Annotated in this window: 14 protein-coding genes; 5 read left to right on the top strand and 9 right to left on the bottom strand. The window is 56.0% G+C overall.

Annotation, left to right across the window (positions count from 1 at the left end):
- A complete protein-coding gene (locus Fuma_RS16435; RefSeq protein WP_077025083.1) occupies positions 1-2,046 on the bottom strand; it encodes a serine hydrolase in 2,046 nt (681 codons plus the stop codon).
- 262 nt (positions 2,047-2,308) lie between these two features.
- Positions 2,309-3,802 (bottom strand): Gfo/Idh/MocA family protein, encoded by a 1,494-nt coding sequence (locus tag Fuma_RS16430; RefSeq protein WP_077025082.1) that lies wholly within the window; start codon positions 3,800-3,802, stop codon positions 2,309-2,311.
- 304 nt (positions 3,803-4,106) lie between these two features.
- Here Fuma_RS16430 and Fuma_RS16425 point away from each other — a divergent pair, with 304 nt between their 5' ends.
- The gene (locus Fuma_RS16425) at positions 4,107-6,236 is read left to right on the top strand and encodes a hypothetical protein (RefSeq protein ID WP_077025081.1); all 2,130 of its coding nucleotides are present in this window, start codon (positions 4,107-4,109) and stop codon (positions 6,234-6,236) included.
- A gap of 39 nt (positions 6,237-6,275) precedes the next feature.
- Here Fuma_RS16425 and Fuma_RS16420 read toward each other — a convergent pair whose 3' ends face one another.
- The 5 genes from Fuma_RS16420 to Fuma_RS16400 all read right to left on the bottom strand — a co-directional run bounded on the left by Fuma_RS16420 (position 6,276) and on the right by Fuma_RS16400 (position 12,417).
- Positions 6,276-7,577 carry a DUF1501 domain-containing protein gene (locus tag Fuma_RS16420; protein ID WP_077028348.1) on the bottom strand — a complete coding sequence of 434 codons (1,302 nt, stop codon included), beginning with the start codon at positions 7,575-7,577 and terminating at the stop codon, positions 6,276-6,278.
- 183 nt (positions 7,578-7,760) lie between these two features.
- On the bottom strand, positions 7,761-10,502 hold the full coding sequence (locus Fuma_RS16415; RefSeq protein ID WP_083732099.1) for a DUF1549 domain-containing protein: 2,742 nt from the start codon (positions 10,500-10,502) through the stop codon (positions 7,761-7,763).
- Entirely contained in the window at positions 10,499-11,242 is a 744-nt protein-coding gene (locus tag Fuma_RS16410; protein ID WP_145944213.1) for a hypothetical protein, read from the bottom strand. Before Fuma_RS16410 ends, Fuma_RS16415 begins: the two co-directional genes overlap by 4 nt.
- Before the next feature lie 51 nt (positions 11,243-11,293).
- The gene (locus tag Fuma_RS16405) at positions 11,294-11,878 is read right to left on the bottom strand and encodes a hypothetical protein (RefSeq protein WP_077025079.1); all 585 of its coding nucleotides are present in this window, start codon (positions 11,876-11,878) and stop codon (positions 11,294-11,296) included.
- Between the two features lie 5 nt (positions 11,879-11,883).
- Positions 11,884-12,417, bottom strand: a complete 534-nt coding sequence (locus Fuma_RS16400) for an RNA polymerase sigma factor (RefSeq protein WP_077025078.1) — start codon at positions 12,415-12,417, stop codon at positions 11,884-11,886.
- A 283-nt stretch (positions 12,418-12,700) separates the two neighbouring features.
- Here Fuma_RS16400 and Fuma_RS16395 point away from each other — a divergent pair, with 283 nt between their 5' ends.
- A complete protein-coding gene (locus Fuma_RS16395) occupies positions 12,701-13,555 on the top strand; it encodes an alpha/beta hydrolase-fold protein (RefSeq protein WP_083732097.1) in 855 nt (284 codons plus the stop codon).
- A gap of 54 nt (positions 13,556-13,609) precedes the next feature.
- Here the strand turns inward: Fuma_RS16395 and Fuma_RS16390 are convergent, their stop codons facing one another.
- Positions 13,610-14,560, bottom strand: a complete 951-nt coding sequence (locus Fuma_RS16390; RefSeq protein ID WP_077025077.1) for a class I SAM-dependent methyltransferase — start codon at positions 14,558-14,560, stop codon at positions 13,610-13,612.
- Positions 14,561-14,799: 239 nt separating this feature from the next.
- On the opposite strand from Fuma_RS16390, the gene Fuma_RS16385 reads away from it, so the two are divergent.
- A complete protein-coding gene (locus Fuma_RS16385) occupies positions 14,800-15,585 on the top strand; it encodes a TPM domain-containing protein (protein ID WP_083732096.1) in 786 nt (261 codons plus the stop codon).
- Between the two features lie 78 nt (positions 15,586-15,663).
- Entirely contained in the window at positions 15,664-16,338 is a 675-nt protein-coding gene (locus tag Fuma_RS16380) for a TPM domain-containing protein (RefSeq protein WP_077025075.1), read from the top strand.
- A gap of 402 nt (positions 16,339-16,740) precedes the next feature.
- Here the strand turns inward: Fuma_RS16380 and Fuma_RS16375 are convergent, their stop codons facing one another.
- On the bottom strand, positions 16,741-18,354 hold the full coding sequence (locus Fuma_RS16375; RefSeq protein WP_077025074.1) for a DUF1583 domain-containing protein: 1,614 nt from the start codon (positions 18,352-18,354) through the stop codon (positions 16,741-16,743).
- A 133-nt stretch (positions 18,355-18,487) separates the two neighbouring features.
- Between Fuma_RS16375 and Fuma_RS16370 the strand changes: the two genes are divergently transcribed.
- Positions 18,488-20,071, top strand: coding sequence for a hypothetical protein (locus tag Fuma_RS16370; protein WP_077025073.1), 1,584 nt, complete (start codon positions 18,488-18,490; stop codon positions 20,069-20,071).
- Positions 20,072-20,161 lie beyond the last annotated feature (90 nt).

Raw genomic sequence — 20,161 nt, 5'->3', positions numbered from 1 at the left:
CTACGGCACGGACGTTTCGGTCTGGAGTTCATTCCATGCCCAGCGGTAAAGATTTCGAGTGTCGACGTAGCGTCCGGTCGACGACTTGGCACCAAGCACTGTCAGGATTAGCTCTCGATCGCCGCGGCTTCCTTTTGAGACGAGGCACGCTCCGGCATCACTGGTGGTACCTGTCTTAACGCCATGGAACCCTGTGATGCCCAGAAGGCGGTTCGTGTTTTTCCACATCACGTTGCGCGAATAGCCCGCGGCGCTCTTAACCGTGCAGCCTCGCTGGCGAGTTTCAACATACTGCGGAAACAAAGGAAGGCTTAACGCTGCCTTTGCAAGCTTACACAAGTCGGCCGCGGACGAGTGATGGTTTGCAGCGGGCAGGCCGTGAGTGTTTACAAACGCCGTTTGAGTCATGCCGAGTTCCGATGCGGCAGCGTTCATTGCGGCGACGAACGACGCCAGCGGATCAGGCGACGGATCGGCGTCTTCCGCGTTTGAGTCTGAAAGTCGGCTGCCGAAATGTTCGCCTAAAGCCACGGACGCGTCGTTACCGGACGGCAACAGCAGCCCGTAAAGTAGCTCACGCACCGAAAGCAATTCGCCTTCGCGAATTCCGGACGTCGAACCTCGCGTTCGGTCGGCTCGACCAGAAAATACGACCGTTTCATCCAGAACCTTTGCATCCGCTTCGGCAAGCTTCAGCACGACGTAGGCCGTCATGATTTTGGTCGTACTGGCCATCGGTAGAGATTCCTTCCCGCGATGTTGCCATAGTACATCCCCCGTCGCAGCGTCCGCGATTGCCCACGCTTCGCAACTGACGATCGGCGGTCCGGTCAGTTTGTCGGCCGGTTCTATGGGGAGTTGTTCCGCGTTCACGACGTCCGGTTCCGGCACCGGCGTTGCTTCGGTCAGCAGCGGGCTGAGTGCTGCCCACGTATCGCTGGCGACGATGCCCGTTGCTTTCAACGAGCGCGCATTCTGAAACTTCGTGACCACGGCCGCTGTGGCGGGACCGAAGTCCCCATCGACGGACAAATCCGGTGACGGTGTCATGCGAACGTTCAGCGTGCGTTGCAGCGCTTCAACCAGTTCTCCAAAATCGCCTTCCTGCAGTTCACGTTGTGGAGAACCGCTTGTGCCGCGAGGGTTGAAATAGTCGCAGGCGGCTTTGGCGATGTGGCTGCATAAAAGGTCGCCCGCGTTCTTATCGCCCCAGCTTGTGTCTTTGTTGTTGCTGGTGAGCACGCAGATTGCGATGGGGCCGCTACGCGTGTACATCAGTCCGGCAGCGCAGCGAGATTTGGAAACGGATCCGGTCTTGTGAGCGACCTTGACGCCGGCGGGCAGAAAACGAGGCAGTTTCTTTTTGTCTTCGCATGCCAGCAGATGTGCTTTCATGTCGTCGCACGCTTTCGGCGACACCAGTTTGCCTTCGTGCAACTGCTGAAGCAACGCGACGATGTCGGCTGCCGTTGTGCTGCCCAGCCCGTATTGCTGGCTGCGTTTCGGAAACACGGACGAGCTGCCTCGGTACACTTTTGAATGCAGCTTCGTTTCCGGAAACCCCATCTTCTCCATGGTTTCAGCCGTGGCCTTCATGCCGATCGCGTCGACCACAAGATTGGTGGCCGTGTTGTCGGAATAGGCAATCATCAGCCGAATTGCATCCCTTAGGCTAAGCTGCATTCCATCGCTGAAGTGAGTTGTCAAAATGCCGGAGCCCGGCACTTTGTCGGAGTCGTGCAACGTTAGCATCGAATCCAGGTCGATCGTTCCGGCGTCAGCCTGACGATACGCTTCGATCATCACTGGCAGCTTGATCAGACTGGCTGTCGGCATGACGGCGTCCGGCCGATGCTGAAACTTGACACCGCTGGTCAGGTGCTGAACGTACACGCCAACATCACCATCGTGCCTGTCGATCAGCGGCTGAATTTTTGCGGCCAGTGTTTCGGTAGTCGTGTCGGCAAATAAACTAGATTGCGCGGCGCACACCAACAGCAGGCCAGAGCAACGAAGCACAAAAGCGGCGGTGGTTGAATGAGACATGGAGTCGGCTGTTTTGTGAGAGATGTGATGGGGACTTATGTTTCGCGCGATTGCGGTCCGCGTCCGGATGAGACGCCGCATCCAGCGTGCCTGCAGCTTGCCAGGATTCACGTTTCGAACGGAACTGTGATAGTTTGAGGCGTAGTCACCGCGCAAACCAACGTTGGCTTCGTTTCTCTAAGCCAACCTCGGTTACAGCATTGCGCGGCGCGAGGGGCACGCGGTTAACCTTTCCAGAGTGCGAATAGTGTTTAGCACTCAATCAACCGGCGGATGGGTCTTTGCCGTTTTTCCATGGGCCGGCGAGTTTCATGTAGTCGGGTTCTTCCAGCACGCTCCCGTGGTCGCCTGCTTTCCAGCCGGCGATGTGGTTCGGGGTTCCTCGTTCGGCCGAACGTTTTTCCCACTGATCGGCCCACGACGAATTGCCGTCGCTGATTGTGTAAGTCTTGTCGTCGAAGTGGAAGATCTTTCCTTCGCGATAACTGCGAGCTCCCAGGATCACATTGGTGATGGCGGCGGCCCCCAATGCCGGGTCGTTGTTGCACATCGCCGGATCGTTGGCGACCATCGCTTCGACCCAGTTCTTGAAGTGAGCGTACGTGGTGTCGACGACTGGCGTCGTCGCGATGTGTTCCTTCTTCAACTTACTGTCTCGCGTGACCTGAGGTCGTTCGGGGATGTAGTCGAAGCCTTCGAATTGTTCGCCGGTGCCAAACACCAGCGAACCGAAGTGGCCGCGGATAAGTTGCTTAATTGGCGTGTCCTGGCAGGCCATCGTGGCGGTCACGAGGCCCTGAACGCCTTCCGGGAAGTCGGCAACAACCGTCGCGACGTCGGGCACGCTGCGGCCGTCGTATTCCAGATAAAGGCCGCCCGCTCCGGCCACACGACCGGGAAACCGCAGGCCGGTACCTTTTAACATGGTCGTCGTGCGGTGCACGAACAGGTCGGTAAACATGCCTGATCCGTACGGCCAGAAACGTCGCCATTGACGATACACTGCTCGGTCAAAGTCTTCGTATTCCGCCAGGCCTTCTTCAACCCCCAACCATTTTTTCCAGTTGATGTTTTTGGGGTTCATTTGTGGGTCCAGCTTGTAGTACCGCCACTGGCCCTGGGCCGAATTGCGGAAGTATTCCGTCTGGTACATCAGCACTTTGCCGAGTTTTCCGGAGGTCAGAATATCATTGACCTGATTCCAAACCGGAAGGCTGGTCGACTGCACGCCAACCTGCATGACCTGGCCACTTTTCTGCCATGTCTTCATGACGTCGATGGCTTCTTCGACGGTTTTGGTCATCGGCTTTTCACAGTAAACGTGCAGGCCGGCGTTGAGTGCATCAATCGTTTGTTTCGCGTGCCAGTGGTCTGGTGTGCCGATACAGACGGCATCCAGATTGGCCTTCTCGTACATTTCGACATAGTCTTCGTACTTCTGCGGCGCGTGGCCGGTTTCTTTTTCGATGTGCTTTGCCGCTCGATCGCGATGTTCGCTGTACACATCGCACACGGCGACCAGTTCGATCGGCTGACCTTGCGTTTGAAGCATCGTTAATCGTTTGACGTGAGCTCCAAAACCACGGCTGCCTGGGCCAACGAAGCCGATGCGGATTTTTTCGTTCGGGCTGGTCGAGGTGGCCGCCGCGCTGGCTGCCAGGTGGGACGCGGCGCCGAGGACCCCGGCTGTGCAGGCGGATGTTTTCAGAAACTCGCGGCGGGAGGAGTCTGAATGAGAAGAATCTGCGTGCGTCATGAGATTAGCCTTCCGATGAGTGGGGAGCTTTACGTTTGTCGCTTCTGCCGGTACACCGCCGCATGGTCCATCAACATAATCCACCGGCGTCAGAGGAAAACAGTGTCGGGGCCGAAACCGGGCGAGTCAAGCGTTGATCGCAGTGCAAAGGTCTGCAGTTTTCAGGACACTTCCGGGCCTTCCCCGGACGACAGCCAGGAAAGTTGCTGTTCGGTGAAGAGGCTGGAGTCTGTGATTTTTTGCCAATCTGCTATGGTGGTCGATTGTTGGGATCTAACGTCAGTTTGGGCGGGATGAGTTTTGCATGAAGATGAAATCGAACCAAAAAGCGATCACGCTGATCGTCGCCGGGACCGTGGCGGTACTGGTTGGGGCGTTCGTGCTGCCGTCACCGGCGGTTGGGAAATGGGTCGTTGGCGTCGGGGCCATTGTTGGATTGGCGAGTCTGTATTTCCTTCGTGCGAAGACAGCCGCGCCTGCTGGTACACTCGCGGCAGAACGAGAAAACCTTCAGCAGGAACGTGAAGAATTCGAACGCTGGCAGAAGGCTCAGGCGGCCGTGTTTCAAACTCAGTCCAGCCGGATTGAAGAACGCAACCGCGACCTGCTGGAACGATCTGCTCGCTTTCAGGAACTGGCCGAATATCCCGCGTGTGACCACAAGGCGTTGGTGGAACATTCGACCAGTGCGCAGTTCTCAGCGCAGGATCAGCAAGTCAATTTGCTGCTGGAACGCGAAGCAGAACGCGTTTACGAAAAGATCCGAAAGAATGATTACACCGTCAATGGCGTGGTGGATCTGAGTACGATTCGTGGCGAGGTGCTGGATCTGATTCAGCGTGTGGCCAGGATTTATTCGCCGAACAGTGCGAACCCGCTTTTGGAAACCAGCTTCGAACAGCTCGCTCGCTCAGTTAGCCGCATCTGCCTGCATTCGCTTGTGCTTTTGGAACAACTTCCTCTGGACGTCAAGCGGTACACGATCAACGAATTGCACGGCTACCTGCGGAAAGCCATTCAGGGATACGGCGCTTATCAGCAGGTTGCCCCATGGCTAAAGCATCTTAGCCGTTCAGCTTATGCCGGAAGAATTGTCGCCGGAGCGAACCCCGTAACGCTCGGCGCATGGTGGCTTGCCAGCGAGATCGGACGCCGCGGGACTCAGAAGATGGTCGAAAACGTCGTCGATCGCCAGGCGGTCGCGGCACTGCACGATTTCATTACGATTATTGGAACGGAAGTCGCCAACGTTTACGGGCCCGGATATCGCCAACGCGACGCGGCGTGGGTTTACGGTAGCGAACTTGCTGAACTGGTCAGCCGCTTTCCGATTTCCCGTGACTCACTGGTGCACGCTCTTCGAGAACTCACGGCTCTGCCGCTGCGTAGCGAATACGACCGCATCTACTTGTATCGCTGCATCGCCAACCACCGTGCGGCCGGACTGCGGCTTGCCGATTCGGCGGGCCTGACTCGAGCGGCGCGGGAAGACATCGCAAAACGCCTGGAGCACTTTTATCGCAACCATGTTCACGGTCAGACGCCTGAGGTGCGAAGTGAATGGCAGAACGATGTGGAATCTCGATTGGACCTGAAGCTGCATTTTGGCGAACCGGGCGAGGTCTCGACCGCTCATTCCGATGAACGTGCTGAGGCGGCTTTACGATCGGTTCACGCATTCCTGGTTTCCACTTTGGAACTGAAGCCAGACGTTGCGGCTGACCTGGCGGGGGCCAGCGATCTGATGCCTTCGGTCGCCCTGCCTCGCCGCAGCCCGCTGTTGCAGGAACTGGCTGAGGCTCGAAGCGACGTTCGCTTTGAACCGCCCGATCTGGACCCTTCGGCAGAAATCACGAAGACATTTCTGCAGTCGCTGATGTCCTGTGTGATCCGATCGGAGAAAAGCGATCCGCACGTCGAAGAGTTATTAATTGAAACGGCGTGTTACTTTCGCCGGACACGCGACGAATCCGAAACGCTGCTGCACGATTGTTTTCGCCAGGAGTTAAAACTGCGGATCGTCGATTCGTATGATTTGCCGCAACTGGATGGCTTGATGGCTCGATCGATCCTGGCCGAGTTGCTGGACGATGAAGAAGTTGTGGCGATCTTCGACGGCGTGTCGCTAAAGCAGGCGGGCACTTTGCATCGAGACGACAGCCTGGCTCTGGTCGTCATTCAGCACGCTCACGATGTCCACCAGCGCCGCGCGGCCCTGGTGTCTGCAGAGCCGGACGGTTCCGGTATTTGGGCGTCCACGTCTTCGATCGCGATCACGCGAGACAAGGGCCTGTTTAGCGACGACTGCGTGATTTCCGGCGGCGAATGGCGCAGAAGCGACGTTCACGTTGCCGACGCGATTACACTGTCCGGTTCAATCAGTGGGGGCGGCTACAAACGGTTTTTCGACCCGGTGCTGTCGCTGGTGAAGTGACACGAGACCAGCGAAGGTTCGCTCCTGAAAGCATTCATTCTACGCGAACAGTTCGGGGATAACTTTCCCCTGGCGGACGATCATCACGGGGCGACCAGTGTTCGTGTGGTATTCCTGTTCGTGGTTGATGCCCAGCGAATGGTAGAACGAAGCGGCCACATCGTCCGGGCTGAAGCCTTCGTTCTTCGGCATCGTGCCCTTTTCGTCGCTTTCGCCCAACACCTGTCCGCCCTTGACGCCGCCACCTGCCATCAGCATGAACATGTTGCGAGGGTAGTGGTCGCGGCCGTTGCGTTCGGTATTGATTTTCGGCGTACGGCCGAATTCTCCCGTCACGTAAACTACGGTGGAATCCAGCAGTCCGCGAGTTTCCAGGCCCGCAAACAGAGCGGCGAGCGATTCGTCCAGCGGTGGCAACTGGCGAGTTGACAGAGCGTTCCAATTGTCGCGGTGAGTGTCCCAGCCGCCGTTGGTGACGGTGACGAACCGAACGCCGGATTCGACCAGCCTCAACGCCAGCAGACAACTCGCCCCAAGGCCCGAACTTCCGAACGGTTCGGTGAATTCCTTCGATTCCTTCGAAACATCAAACGCTTCGCGCGACTTGGCACTGGTGATCATCGCGTGAGCCTGCTGGCCGAACTGGCCCAGACCATCCAGCAACTGGCTGTCATCTTCGAAGTCACCAAACGTGCGGTCCAGTTTGCTCAGCAGGTTATTTCGCTTCTCCACGTCTTCAACCGTCAGCCCGCTGCCGAGCGACATGCCTCGCACACGAAACGGATTGCCAATCTGAGGCGTCGCGCTGGTATTCATCGGAGCGTATCGCACGCCCAGATAGCCTGGCCGCTGTTCGCTGCGAGGAATCGCGACGAATTTTGGTAGCTCCGGATCGCCAGACAGTTCTTTGCTGACGACGGCACCGTAACCGGGAAATTCGAGCGACGGCAGCGGGCGATTGCCGCTGTTGACGTATTCTGTACCCAGCTGATGAGCCGCCACGCTGTGCGACACGCCTCGCAGAATACAGAACTTATCCATCACCTTCGCCAGCTTCGGCAGGTGTTCGGAAATGTAGATTCCGGGGACGTTGGTCTGGATCGGACTGAACTCACCACGATATTCGTCCGGTGCGTCAGGCTTCAGGTCGAAGGTGTCCATGTGCGACGGACCACCATTCAGATTGATGAAGATCGCCGACTTCGCTTTGGCGTTCTTATTGATCTGGTCGGCGTGTGACATCTGCATGTAATTGGCGAGTGTCAGTCCGGCACCGCCGGCCACACCAGCTCGCAGAAAGTCACGTCGGCCGACACCGTCACATGTTCGGAAAAATGCCATGATTGTTTGTCCTGTTGGAATGTTGTCGTGGTCGCAGATCGTTGAACCCACAGCCGAAGGCGCAGGTGTCTTGTGAGGGTGTTCGCAGGTCTTCCGTCTTGCTGCAACACAGCTGTTTCCCGCAACGCCTGCGCTTTTGGCTGCGGGGTAAACGAAGCGCTGACTTCGCAGCGAGAAGTGGAGTTAATGATTCACAATAAATTCTTTTGTATTCAGCAACGCCCACATCACGCCGCGAAGCCCTTCAAGTGGATCCTTCGCATCGGTGATGAATTCAGCTGCCGTGGCTGCTTCGTCGTCGGTTGGCGGACGGCTGAGCGTTCTGAGATACGCGTCCGTGACTGCCTTCGCAACATCAATGGATTGGTTTTCGTTCGCCTGCTTCGATGCTGCAGGACCTTCGGCGTCCGCCGGTCTAAGAAATTTACGCCACTTTTGCTTCTGTTTTGCGAGTGTCGCTTCCAGGCGAGCGATCTTTGCTTCATCGCCGTCCTGTTTTTTCAGTTTGTTGATGGCCTGCTGCTGAGCTTTCACGCGGTTGGCATACGTACGGCGGAGTTGTTCTGCCTTCGCTTTGGCCGCTCGATCAGACTGCGACGGCGACTTGGCGTTGAAGGCCACGCCGTTTTCTTTGGCGACCTGAGCCAGCCAGCCGTCTCGGCTGTCGAGCATGTCCAGCACCTGGCCATCGTTCCGCAAGAATATGGTTTGCAGCAGGCTGGGTTCTTCGGACCGATCGCAGTCGCAATTACTTTCGCGAATTGAACGTCCGAAAATCGTCAACGCGTAAGCAGCACCGGTGCGATCGTTGCGGTAGCGAGTTCCAGCTCCCGGAATCGCGACCGCTCGGCCATCATTGCTGCTGGTGAAGCGTGCATATTTCTCGTCGTTGCTGACGGCCTGTGAAACCATGTCCCACGCAATTTCGGCGGGCAGGCGACGCGGCACTGCTCGAGAAAAGTTGCGTTCGTCCAGACGGTTGGTGTCGTTGGGCTTCCAGCTAAGTTGGTACGTGCGGCTGTTGAGAATTTCCCGATGCAGCCACTTCATGTCAAAGTCATGAGCGATGAAACCATCGGCCAGATATTGCAGCAGTGGCGCGTTGCTGGGTGGATTTGCCAGGTTCAGGTCGTCCGGTGGATTCACGATGCCCGCATTGAAGTAGCTCGCCCAGACTCGGTTAACAAACGCCTTGGAAAACATCGGATTGGTCGGCGAACGCAGCCAGGCCATCAGCGGTTCTCGCACATCTTCGTACTGTGTCAGATCGATCTCCTCTTCGCCCAGCAGCCGAGCGCTTGTGGCGGTACGTCCGCCACCCTTTCGGACTTTGCGTTTCTTGCCGTTGCGTTCCTGAACAACGAGTTTTGGTGGCGGAGTTGTGTAGACCTCGCCGAATGGAACCGTTTCGCCCTTCTGCAGCATTTTGCCGAGTTCACGACGCAGCTGGTTGCCTTTCAAATTACCTGTCTCGAATTTGGCCAGCATTGCGGTGTAGTCTTTCCTGCTGTCCGGCCGGGCGTTGTTGTTTCGCCCGACGACACCAGTAAAGAATCCCTGGAAACCCTTGAAGTCGTCCTGCGTCCACTGGTCAAACGGATGCTTGTGGCATTGAGCACACTGAATTCGCAGACCAAGGAACGTGTAAGAAAAACCGATCACGCGATCTTCCATCTGTTGGAAGTTGCGTCGTGCCCAATAGTGTGGCAGCGACTGGCGGTCGGCCTGCGAGTAGTCGGAATCCTTGTGATACAGACGGCTCATGTTTGTGCAATAGTCTTCGTACGATTCGCCAGGATCACGGCTTTCTGCCATCACCAGACCTTCGACGATGTCGTCATATGGCACGTTCTGTTCAACTCGTGCGTGAATCCAGTCGTACCACTGCTCAGAAGCAGCCGCTCGAATCGGCGTCACATTGTTCAGCTGAGCATCGCTATTGCCGGTGAAGTCGCAAAGCTTTGTCGTCCACCATGCCGTGTAGCCTGGCCGCTCCAATAATTCGTCGATCTTTTTGGCTCGCTTGTCGGAATTCGTATCTGTAACGAAGTCGGAAATTTCCTGAGGCGTCGGCAACGCTCCGGTGACATCAAGGCTGACTCGCCGCAGGAATTCTTCGTCTGTACACAGGTCCGACTGAACCATTCCCAGCTTGCGAAGTTTGCTGACGACAAGCTTGTCCACTTCGGTGGGAGTTGGCGTGGCAGGATACTTATCGCCCGTTTGGTCAGAAACGGGTCGCAGCACGGGGACGGGTACGACAGCATTGTCGTAGTTGACGACAACATGAGTATCGCCTGAAGTTCCAGCGGCGACTAACCCGGAATCTGTAATATCGGCCACCTGATCGTCGTTGGACTGGAAGCGGCACAGTTCGGTAACAACTTCGCGAGTTCCATCTGACCAAACAGCAACAGCCTGCAGCTGAACTTCCTGGCCGTCTTCCGAAAACTGAATTTCAGCAGGTGTGACTTCCAGTGATGTCAGCTTCGCAGCGTCATTGCTTTGGCCGGGCGAATCGCCTTTGATCCAGTTCAGCAAGACGCGATGCTGCCAAGAATTTTCCTTCAGCCGCTGACCGCCTTCATGAGGGATCTGCATGAGTGGCTTCTGAAGTGCCAGGCTTTCCGCCGGCGTTTCGGGGTCAACTCGACCGGTAAGTTCTTCGTGGTCGGATTTAAAGTCGTAGCCAAACAACGATAGGCGAAATCCGCCGCGGCCCTGAAAAGAACCGTGACACGCTCGCCCGTTACAGCCCATCTTGCCCAGCAGTGGGACCACGTGACGCTGGAAATCAGGCGTTTCAGAAGTGCCGCCAGAGAAGCGGGTAGCCACGCCGTCGGTCGTTGATTCGGCGGCGTAAGTGCCTGCCGAAAGAAAACCGCTGAGCAGCAGCGTTGTCAAAACGTATCCGTTGGCTTTCATGCCTTTGGCCTTTTTTCGGTTTTCGATTTCTGATTCTTGTTGTTCGGCGACACGTTCTTCGCCGGTCGTTTTCTGTCTTTTGCAGCCGCTGCTGCCTGGCGAGTCAGGCGTTCCCAATCGGCCGCCAGATCCGCTTCCATCTCTTCGGTGCTCATGCCAATTTGTTGATCAAGCTGCTGCAAACGTTCGGCCACTCGGTTCCGTTCTGCCTTCAGACGGTCGATCCGAGCCTCATAGCGTTCGCGCAGCAATTGCTGAATTTTCTGTTTCAACTCCGGATCCTGTGACATCACCCACTTTGCGGTGAGCAGACGGATTTCAGAATCAAGCTTCCATTTCTTTAGCTCTGCCTCCCGCCTTGCCGGTTGCCGCTGGCCGATGCGTTCCAGGCGTTGAGCCGCAAGATGCACTTCGCGAATTCCGCGGGCAAACTGAGTCGGAGAATTTTTCTGCAATCGGTCTAGCAGCGCTGCGAGTTCGGGGTGGTGTTCTTTGGCGAATTCCAAAGCGGTGGTCTGCTGATCGGCGGTAACCTTCAACAGAGTCGGCCGTTGAGCTTTCCTTGCGTCGAGTCGCTGTTCCGAACGCTGCTTATCTGAAACTCGATCTTCGCCCTGGTCCGGATCTGAATTCGATGCCATTGCGGGGTTGGCACAGCTCACAAGGCAGACCACACCGACCATGACCACGCACGAAAGCGATTTGGCACGAGCTTTAAGATGAGTAAGAAAGTCTGTCAAAAGTTGACCTTCGGTGCGTTGAGGGAATTTTGATTCGATAAGTCTCTGCGATCAGAACAGCAGCGAGTTTTCCGGCCGCCCGCGATCATCGGCTTGTGCATCAACGCCGTCGTTTGAATCAGGATCTTCATCATCAGTTAATGTGACCGCTGCCAGCATCCAGTCCGGGACGTCCAGTTCGTGTTGATCGGTTTCTGCTAGATTGACATCGTCCTCAAAATCATCAGTGAATCCCGCCGCCCACGCCGATACCAGCAACTCGGCTTCCACCGTCGCCTTGTCTGTCGCGGCCACTGAAGATCCAGAACCGGAATCGATCGACACAACCAGCAACAGCAACAGGCAACAGCAAACGGTTGCAACTATGGCGACGGCTGACTTGCCGGACGTCGATCGTCGCGGCATCGCTGCTTCACAACGGACTACTGTCGGACTCAGAACAGTCGCCGCTTTATTACTCTCTGCCGCCACCGCTGACGAAAGTCGAACCGCTTCGGCCACTGCCTCGCACATTGCCGGGCTGTCCAGCATCTGGAGCTCGAACAATTCGGACTGATCAGCCGAAAGCTCTCCGGCGACGAACTGAAACGCCTGCCAGAACTGGTCGTCTGAATATTTTTGTTTCCTGTTCGTCATCTCGCTCATTCGTCCAACTGCCGCAGTTCTTCAGACTCACGTAGCTCATTCAGAGCGCGGCGCATCCATGTCAAAACGGTGCCCAATGGCTTGTTCATTTCCTCCGCAATGACGGCGAAGGTTTGCCCGTTCTGAATCCGCCGAATCACCACTTCCCGATAATCTTCACTCAACCGACTCAAAGCCGTCCGTACTGCCGCACGTTCCTCTAAACTAACCAACTTCAACAAGGCGTCCTGCGTTTCGTCGCTGGACGACGGCGGCAAAGATTCCCAAACAGCTTTATGGAGTCGGCTCTGCCGCAATGAAACTCGGCGCAGTCCGCGAGCTTCATTCAAGGCGATTTGAAACAACCATCCGCGAATTTTGCCTGGGTCAACGCTGGCCGATGCTTCAATCGCTTTGACGACGGTTTTTTGAAACGCTTCGTCCACCAAATGAACGTCACGCAGCACTCCGCCCAGAAACGCTTTCACATCCCGTTCAAATTCCACGCATGCCTGCTCGACACGATTGCGAATTTCGGCATCATGGTCCAAAAACCGAACTCCAACGAAGACGTCACTAACCGGATCGATGCCTGTCGCGTCTGAATTATTTCAACAATCTGCCCGAACTGCAAAGTATGGACTGGGCCAGTGTGTCATAAGATTTTTCGCCAAAGCACTTTATGGCGAATTGTGGCTCTGCGAAAAAGAGAAGCTCAACAGAACTTCACTCCAGTGAATACGTCATTTGGCACAACCGAATGTGCCTGCGACACCACAGCGTTATCCAAGCGGTTCAGGCTGCTTACTTCTTAAACGACAATTAAGGTCATTCATGTTCGAAAAGTTGGCAAAGGTGTTCGGCAAAGAGCACGCTGCGACCGAAGAATCTGCGCCCGATTCCAATATGCCCGACGTCTCGTCAGCCGACTCGCTTCAGTTTTGGTCAACGACGGAAGTTGACGGACATCGCGTGGACGTGTTCGACCCGCGAAAAAATGCCGGCTCGGCAGACCATGGCGAACAGTCGGCTCCCGCCGGTTGCGTTCTGTTTCTGCACGGGCATGGTCGAATTATGTTGAACGACAACCCGACGTTCAGCAAATTGCTGTTGGATCACAATCTGGTGGCAGTGTGTCCGGACGGGCAGCGGTCGTGGTGGCTGGATCACGTCTGCCCGGAATTCTCGACCGACGTCACGCCGCAACAATGGCTGCTGGATCAATTGGTGCCATTCATCGAACAACGCTGGAAGATCGAAACGCCTCATATCGCGTTATTGGGCATCAGCATGGGGGGCCAGGGGGCGCTGCAGTTAAGCTACCGCTATGCGGCAAAGTTTCCTGTCGTTGCTGCGATTTCTCCCGCCATCGATTTCTTTCAGCTTCACGGTCAGGGTTTGCCGCTGGACGAAATGTTCGACAACGCAGAAGAGGCTCGACAGGCGACGGTTGTGCTAAACCTGCACCCGTTGGCATGGCCACGGCATCAGTGGTTTTGTTGCGACCCCGACGACACCGATTGGTTTGACGGAGCCGTGCGGCTGGGCATGAAGCTGTCATCGTCCGGGATTCTGCACAAGCGAGATCTGGACACCAGTCACGGTGGCCATTCGTGGGACTACTTCAACCACATGGCCCCGACCGCATTCGAACACATCGCCAAAGCGCTGGCGACGTACGAGGCGTGATAGCCATGCAAGTTGCAATCGACGGCAACCGGTCAGCCAGTCGCGAGCAGCCCGCTATGGGCAGCTCGATGGCTGCGGCACTGGTCGTTCTGGTGCAGTCGAAATTCTCGGGGACGGAGTCTGCCGCACGTTGCCGGGTTTGCTCAACACGCACCAAATGTAGGACGTAAAGAATTCTTTCAGCACTGGTACTCGGAGCAGTGGTTTCGTCCACGCTGCGGCTCGCGATGAAAATCGTTCCGGATGGATCTGAAAATCGAATTCGGACTGCTGAAAAATGCGTTCGAAATCGCGGATCAGAAACTTGTTAAGATAGTCTGTGGGAATGGATTCGTAGTTGAATTTGTCCGGGATGCGTTCGCCGTTTTTATCGAAGTCGTGCATGTTCGGCTGATACCAGTCTGTCTGATAGATACGTCGACAAACACGCAACATAATCCGCTCGCTAAACAAAACATGCGCCCACGGAACGGGCATCACCGACCACAAGTGCGGAGCGAATGGGTGGTACCAACCCCAGGTTCCAATCAGCATCGAACCGCCCGGTCGAAGCACGCGATAACATTCGGACAGAATCTGCGCTGGGGTTTCGACGTGTTCAAAGACATCGTAGGAAATAATGGTGTCAATCGATTCGTCGGCGAGCGGCAATCTATCGGTGCCGCTGACTCGAAATTCCACATCGGGACCGGCGAATTTGATATTCGCGGTTTCGATCGCGTCGGCATCGATGTCAATTCCGGTCAGCGATGCCGGGTCGAATGTTTTCAGGCTTGAGGTCAACGCACCGTCGAAACATCCGAGATCCAGGACATCGCGCTGGCTGACGGGAACAGCGAGTCGGTGTGCTGCTTCCCGAATTTTTTCCACACATTCGGCTCGATAGCTTTCGTAGGCTTCGCGATCTTCGAGCGCCGCCGTCATCTCTTCCGATTGGCCAAGGTTTCGTTTGTACAGAGTTTTCGCGAGTTGGAACAGGAGTCCTTCCCGAAGTTTGTCCAGCATCCGTTGTGTCTTCTCATCTGGGAGGGTGGTCGGTACAACTGATGACTCACTGCTTTGCGTTTGCCGCAACGGCAGCAGCCGCTAGTTTGTGCGTCTGCAACGAAGATACATTCCGGTTGAGACCCGTCGACGGACTATTTTCAATGAAAGCGCAGCCTCTCACTGTTGGCTGTTGTTGAACCGTCACAATCGTACTTCCCGTCATGAACCGATCCACTGCCCTGATTAAGTTCTGAACAATGCTACCTCGATGTCTGATGAAAGCTTTGCCGTGCCTGTTGATGTCGTTTTCTGCGACGTTGGCGGTCGCTCAGGAATTCGACCTTCAGCCGCCCGGAGAACGAGAATTCGTCAGCGACGAAGCGGGGCTGCTGGATGAAGCGTCAGTCGCCCAAATTCGCGAAATCTGTGACAAGCTGCTGACAGACAAAGCGACGCCGATCATCGTGGTCACGATTAATTCGATGGCGGAACACGGCGGCGGCAACAACATGCCTATCGAAACGTTTGCGGCATTGCTGTTCAATCAGTGGCAGATTGGCCACGCCAAGCTGGAAGGGCAGGATTGGAACACTGGAATTCTGCTGCTGGTGTCTAAGGGAGACCGGAGAGCTCGGATTGAATTAGGAGCCGGTTGGGGCCGCAGCGAAAATCAAACCTGCCAGCAGATCATGGATGAATTCATTATTCCTCAGTTCAAGCAGGGGAACTTTTCCGGAGGCATCGTAGCGGGCGTGGAAGCGCTGGACAAAATGGCGCGAAAGCTGGAGCTTCCCAGTCGGCCGAAGTCAGCGATGGAATATATCGTGCCCCTGGTTTTTGTGGGACTTGCCATATTTACGGCCGTGTCGTTGTACCGTCGAGGGGCCAGTGGTTGGGCGTGGCTGTTTTGGGGCGGCGTGTTCACGGTACTTTGGTTTGTGATGCGGTCGATGGCGAACAGCCGGGGTAGCGGCGGCGGGTTTGGTGGCGGTTCGTTTGGCGGAGGGTTCTCCGGCGGCGGCGGAGCGTCCGGTTCGTGGTAAGTTCGCTGCCGAAGTTTTATCGTTTTATTGCCGCCCATTGGGCCGTGTTGCCCACCGAATGTGAAGAGAAGACCGAACATGCAAACAGCATCCGAAGCCGTCACAACCGACCAGCGAACCAAAGTCGCTGCTGCCGTTAGTGCTGCCGAATCGAAATCGTGCTGCGAAATTGTGCCCGTCGTGGCGACCGCCTCGGGGCGATATGACCGTGCCGAAGATATTGTTGGCCTGTGGTGCGCGATGTTGGGAGCGATCGCCGTCTTTCTGGCGTTTCCTGGCGACGTTGATACCGGACACTGGGGTGGCTTTCCCGTGTGGGCTCAGGTGTTGCTCATGGTTACCGTGATGGCTGTGTGCTTTCTGGTCGGTGCCGTGCTGGCAGACCGGTTCCACGGTCTACGTTTATTGTTTACGGCTCGCCAGCAGATGAAAGAAGAAGTGAATCTGCGAGCTCGCGAACTGTTTTTCGACCGCCGCGTGCATCACACCGAAGGCGCTTCGGGTGTTTTAATCTTTGTCTCCCTGTACGAACGCATGGCCGTGGTTTTGGGCGATCGCACTGTGGTCGAAAAGCTGGGCGAAGAATTTCCGCAACAATTGTGCGAACGCCTCACTGAAGCTCTTCGCAAAGACGACGTCGGCACCGCCATTTGTGACACGATCAACCATGCCGCGACCTCCTTAGCCACAGCGTTGCCGCGCGGCGAAGACGATGTGAATGAATTGTCTGACGCTCTGGTGTTGCTGGACTGAATGGGCAGCATCAATTGAGTGGCACCAGGTTCATCACGATGCAGGTTCACCATGATGAAACTGTGCGGCTATGGAAAAGGCCAGTCCATTGTGCTTTTTGAGCAGACTCACTCACAACAAGAACAAGTCGGGTCCACTTTCGCTTCAACCCCTCCCGCAATTTATTGTGGGAGGGGTCGATCGAGCGAAGCAAGATCGGGGGAGGGCCGGGCGCGGAACGTGACTGGCATGCCAACGCGTGCCCCCTCCCGGACATTGCTTCGCTTGTCCGACCTCCCCCATAGGCTTCGCCTGGGAGAGGTACAGGTGCGTGGCCCTTTTTCCAAAGCCGCATGGTCTTTGAAACGCGAGAGTGAACTCGCAAGTCTCAAACTTCAAACGCCAACACATCCCGCTATCACGTCACTTACCCGTCCATTCGGTGGGTTGCGGAGGCGGCGCGCCGGCGAAGACGGCGTATTTGCCGTCTGGTGAGCAGTCGGGGTTGAGGCCAATCCAGCCTTCCGGGATTGCCGATAGCCGCTTTGCAACTGCACCCTTTTCGCGAGAGATCGTGGCCAGTTCGCGTCGAGCACCATCCTCAAGCATTGCGGTGAACACGATGGACTCGTTGTCCGCCATCCACGACACGTCTTCTTCCATGTTTGTCGACGTATACAATACCTGAAAGCCGTCCGGTGACCCAATATCAGCGACCACCAGTTGATACTTGCCGGCCGGACTGCCCGATTTAAAAGCAATCGACTTGCTGTCGTGAGACCAGCCCAGGTTCCAGTAAATGTGGCCGACCATTAGTTGCTGAGCGGGTGTCAGTAATTGTGTCCGTTCGTCGGTTTCGGTGTTGAGCAGTGTTATGTTATTACCGCTGGCCCACGCGATGTGTTTACCATCCGGTGACCACTGAGTTCCCCAGCCTTGCGCATCAATGGTTTCGACGTTTGAACCGTCTGAGTTCATCGTTGTGATTCCGCGACCGGGAACAGAATAAACGATCTTCTTTCCGTCCGGCGAAAGGCTGGGCATGCAACCGTGACCCAAGTCTTCGAAGTCGCTTCCATCTGCTTTCATCCTGATGATTCGCGATGTGGCCGTGCCTCCTTTCGACATGTCGCACACGATCGTTTTTCCATCGCTGGACCATTCGGCAGATCCGAGCTGTGTCATGCCAGGCGCGGGCTCGGCAATCTTTTTCAGATTGCCATCGGCGAAGGTGAGAACGTACAGCGACCGAATCGGCGTCACGCCTCGGGGAGGAGGCTGCAGCAACCGTTCTGCGGCAAGGCGAATATTTGTCCACACGACTTCCGAGGACGCACTGCCGTCCGAAAGTGAACGAAACTGAATGGCTTTCGGAGTTGTGGGGTCTGCTGTAGCGGTTCGTTGCCCGACGAGTCGAAAGTCGGCGGTGTCATTATCGGCAACAAGGTAGTAGATCGTCTTTCCGCGGCGACTGAGCCTCAGTACACCAGACATGGCTTCGCAGGGGGCCTGACTGTTGTCACCAAAATCGCGTTCGCCGTCGATGATTTTCGACATCGAAACTCGAACTGTTTGCCGTTCTCGCAGTTCTTTGCTTCTTAGAATTCGAGGGATCAGCTTCTGTTCATCGTCAATGGCAATGGCGATCCCGACGCCGCTGAATTCCGGGCCTTTGAATTTCAATCCCGTGAAATCCGCTTCCACGTCAAAGTCGCCGATGAGCTGAAACTGCAGAGTCAGGTTGGTCGATGTCCATGTTCCATTCGCCTGCACGCGTGCGACCAGTCCATCTCGCCGCTGCTGCATGTTGTCCAGGTCAGCATCACCGGCAACAAAAAACTTCGGTGGCAAGCCGTCGTTGGCAAAGTTATGGGAGAAAACCGCCGGGAACTCTGCTCGGCGTTGATTCAAAGCTGCAATAAGTTCCACCGTATCCGATTCTGCTTTCACAGCGTCTTGGCCATTGGCTTCCGGCAGGGTGGACACGGCCACCGTTAGCAGAACCACAACGAGCAAAGATCTCTGTCGATTCGCCATTTGTTTTCTCCACATGCGGAAGGCTCGCATGAAGTCATTGCGAGGCCAACTTGCATTGTCGTCTTCATGGGTCAACAATCAAGCATGTAGTAGGGGTGACCGCTGAGCCATAGGCACATGAAATGGAGTGGACATGGATTCAAGACGTTTCATTACGACCCAACGCGGACTGGCGTTTCTGCTGGTCCTTTTGATCGCAGACGTTCCGGCGACCGCTCAACAAAAGCCGGGCACTGCAGTCGAAAAGATGGCTTCAGCAATCGAGCGGGCATTGAAGGCGCTTACCGGGGCGGAAGAGGCCAGACCCGCGCGGCCCGTGCGACCGGCGATGCCAGCGGCGGGATTCAGGCCGGCTCAGGAGGCTGTTGCTCGGCCCGCAAAAGATGTCGATACACGGCTTAAGCGTCTACAGTCGCACGCCGCCGTGATGCAGGAATGGTTCGACCTTCAGGCGGAACTTACTGAGCCACAGCAACGGGAGCTGGCCGCAGCCCTTGAGGCATCGATTTCCGATTCGCAAAAGTCCTGGAAAGCCGGGGACGCCCAGGACAGACAGCGTGTCTTCGACGACTTCTTTCCGATCGTGTTTACAGACCTGACCGGTCCCGCGCTGTATTTGGAAGGCGCCGGCACGGAAGCCGTCAAAGATAAAGTCGCGCTGCCGGAAAAGCAGGCGAATCAATTGTCAGAGGCGCTGGAAGAGCGAGAAGAATTCTATCGAGCAGCGGCTTTGGGTTATGTCCTGAATCTGCTGGATGAGTACTTCTTCTTCACGCCTGAGCAGCGGGAAAAGATGGCCGAGATCGTTTCTAAGAAGGTGGACTTGAACGCCGCCTGCTATTCGATGCAGACGAAGGAGCGGGCACGACGATCGTTCCAGTATTTCCCTTCGACTTCTGTGATTGGCACAGTCGTCACGTGGAAACCGAACGGTTTCTTTTCGGACAACCAGAAAGTCCTCGCCGTTGCACTGACAGCACCACAGTCCGCCGCGTCAGGCAATAGCGAGGCCTTTCCGGTCATGACGGCAGAAGACGCGGAAACGGTGCAGCAAAGACTAAAAGATGTGTCCGCAGCACAACGAACACGATTGCAGCACAACCTAGCCGTGCGAATCGACTTCTACGAGTCAACCTGCGACCTTTCGGAACGAGACGTCCGACGACTGACACTGGCGGGCAAGGGGACGATGGATTCGGTCATCAGAGCATGGAAAGCGAACACGAGAAAGAACATCGAGCGCTACCAGCAACAGAATGCGGGCCGAAATGTGGTAGTCGCTTTTCCGGTTCCCAGTATTAGTCAACTGCTCGCAAACGAGTTGTGGACGCACACGGTGAAGTCCAGCGTCCCTGAGAATTCCCAGGCGATCACGAATCGCGACGAAACGCTAAAGGACGCTCGAGCGAAGTTCGTCGTGGCGATGCTGGATCGAGAACTCTGGCTGGAACCGTTCCAGCGGGAACGGTTGTTGAAGAGCGTCCAGAAGATGCTGCCGTCAGGTGATGTTGCGAAGAGTAGTTATCAGCGGAACACTGACGAACTCACGTTGCTTTGCATTCCATTGTTCAAGCTTTCGAAACTGGAGCTCACCATTCTAAGCCCAGCTCAACGCACGGTTTGGAAAGGCATGAAGGAACCGTTTACGGAAAACAACGGCTACGTCCGCGTGCAGACAAAACGGAACGGTACGCTGACGATTCCACTTCCGAAATAGTTGTTAATTCGCGGTGAAACAAAAGAGGTCCAAAAATTAGTCGCAGGGGGGGAGCTCGGGCTTCCAGGAAATAGGTCATGACGTGCTCTA

It is taken from the genome of Fuerstiella marisgermanici (assembly GCF_001983935.1).
Lineage (GTDB): Bacteria > Planctomycetota > Planctomycetia > Planctomycetales > Planctomycetaceae > Fuerstiella > Fuerstiella marisgermanici.
The sequence above is the reverse complement of the archived record's forward strand: the minus strand, read 5'-3'. Positions and strand labels throughout refer to the sequence as shown.

What these genes read in the sequence shown, in the direction of transcription:
- Fuma_RS16425 (WP_077025081.1), top strand. Translation starts at nt 4,107, where the DNA reads ATGAAGATGAAATCGAACCAAAAAGCGATCACGCTGATCGTCGCCGGG.
- Fuma_RS16415 (WP_083732099.1), bottom strand. Translation starts at nt 10,502, where the DNA reads ATGAAAGCCAACGGATACGTTTTGACAACGCTGCTGCTCAGCGGTTTT.
- Fuma_RS16435 (WP_077025083.1), bottom strand. Translation starts at nt 2,046, where the DNA reads ATGTCTCATTCAACCACCGCCGCTTTTGTGCTTCGTTGCTCTGGCCTG.
- Fuma_RS16380 (WP_077025075.1), top strand. Translation starts at nt 15,664, where the DNA reads ATGCAAACAGCATCCGAAGCCGTCACAACCGACCAGCGAACCAAAGTC.
- Fuma_RS16390 (WP_077025077.1), bottom strand. Translation starts at nt 14,560, where the DNA reads ATGCTGGACAAACTTCGGGAAGGACTCCTGTTCCAACTCGCGAAAACT.
- Fuma_RS16370 (WP_077025073.1), top strand. Translation starts at nt 18,488, where the DNA reads ATGGATTCAAGACGTTTCATTACGACCCAACGCGGACTGGCGTTTCTG.
- Fuma_RS16430 (WP_077025082.1), bottom strand. Translation starts at nt 3,802, where the DNA reads ATGACGCACGCAGATTCTTCTCATTCAGACTCCTCCCGCCGCGAGTTT.
- Fuma_RS16395 (WP_083732097.1), top strand. Translation starts at nt 12,701, where the DNA reads ATGTTCGAAAAGTTGGCAAAGGTGTTCGGCAAAGAGCACGCTGCGACC.
- Fuma_RS16385 (WP_083732096.1), top strand. Translation starts at nt 14,800, where the DNA reads ATGCTACCTCGATGTCTGATGAAAGCTTTGCCGTGCCTGTTGATGTCG.
- Fuma_RS16375 (WP_077025074.1), bottom strand. Translation starts at nt 18,354, where the DNA reads ATGGCGAATCGACAGAGATCTTTGCTCGTTGTGGTTCTGCTAACGGTG.
- Fuma_RS16405 (WP_077025079.1), bottom strand. Translation starts at nt 11,878, where the DNA reads ATGACGAACAGGAAACAAAAATATTCAGACGACCAGTTCTGGCAGGCG.
- Fuma_RS16420 (WP_077028348.1), bottom strand. Translation starts at nt 7,577, where the DNA reads ATGGCATTTTTCCGAACATGTGACGGTGTCGGCCGACGTGACTTTCTG.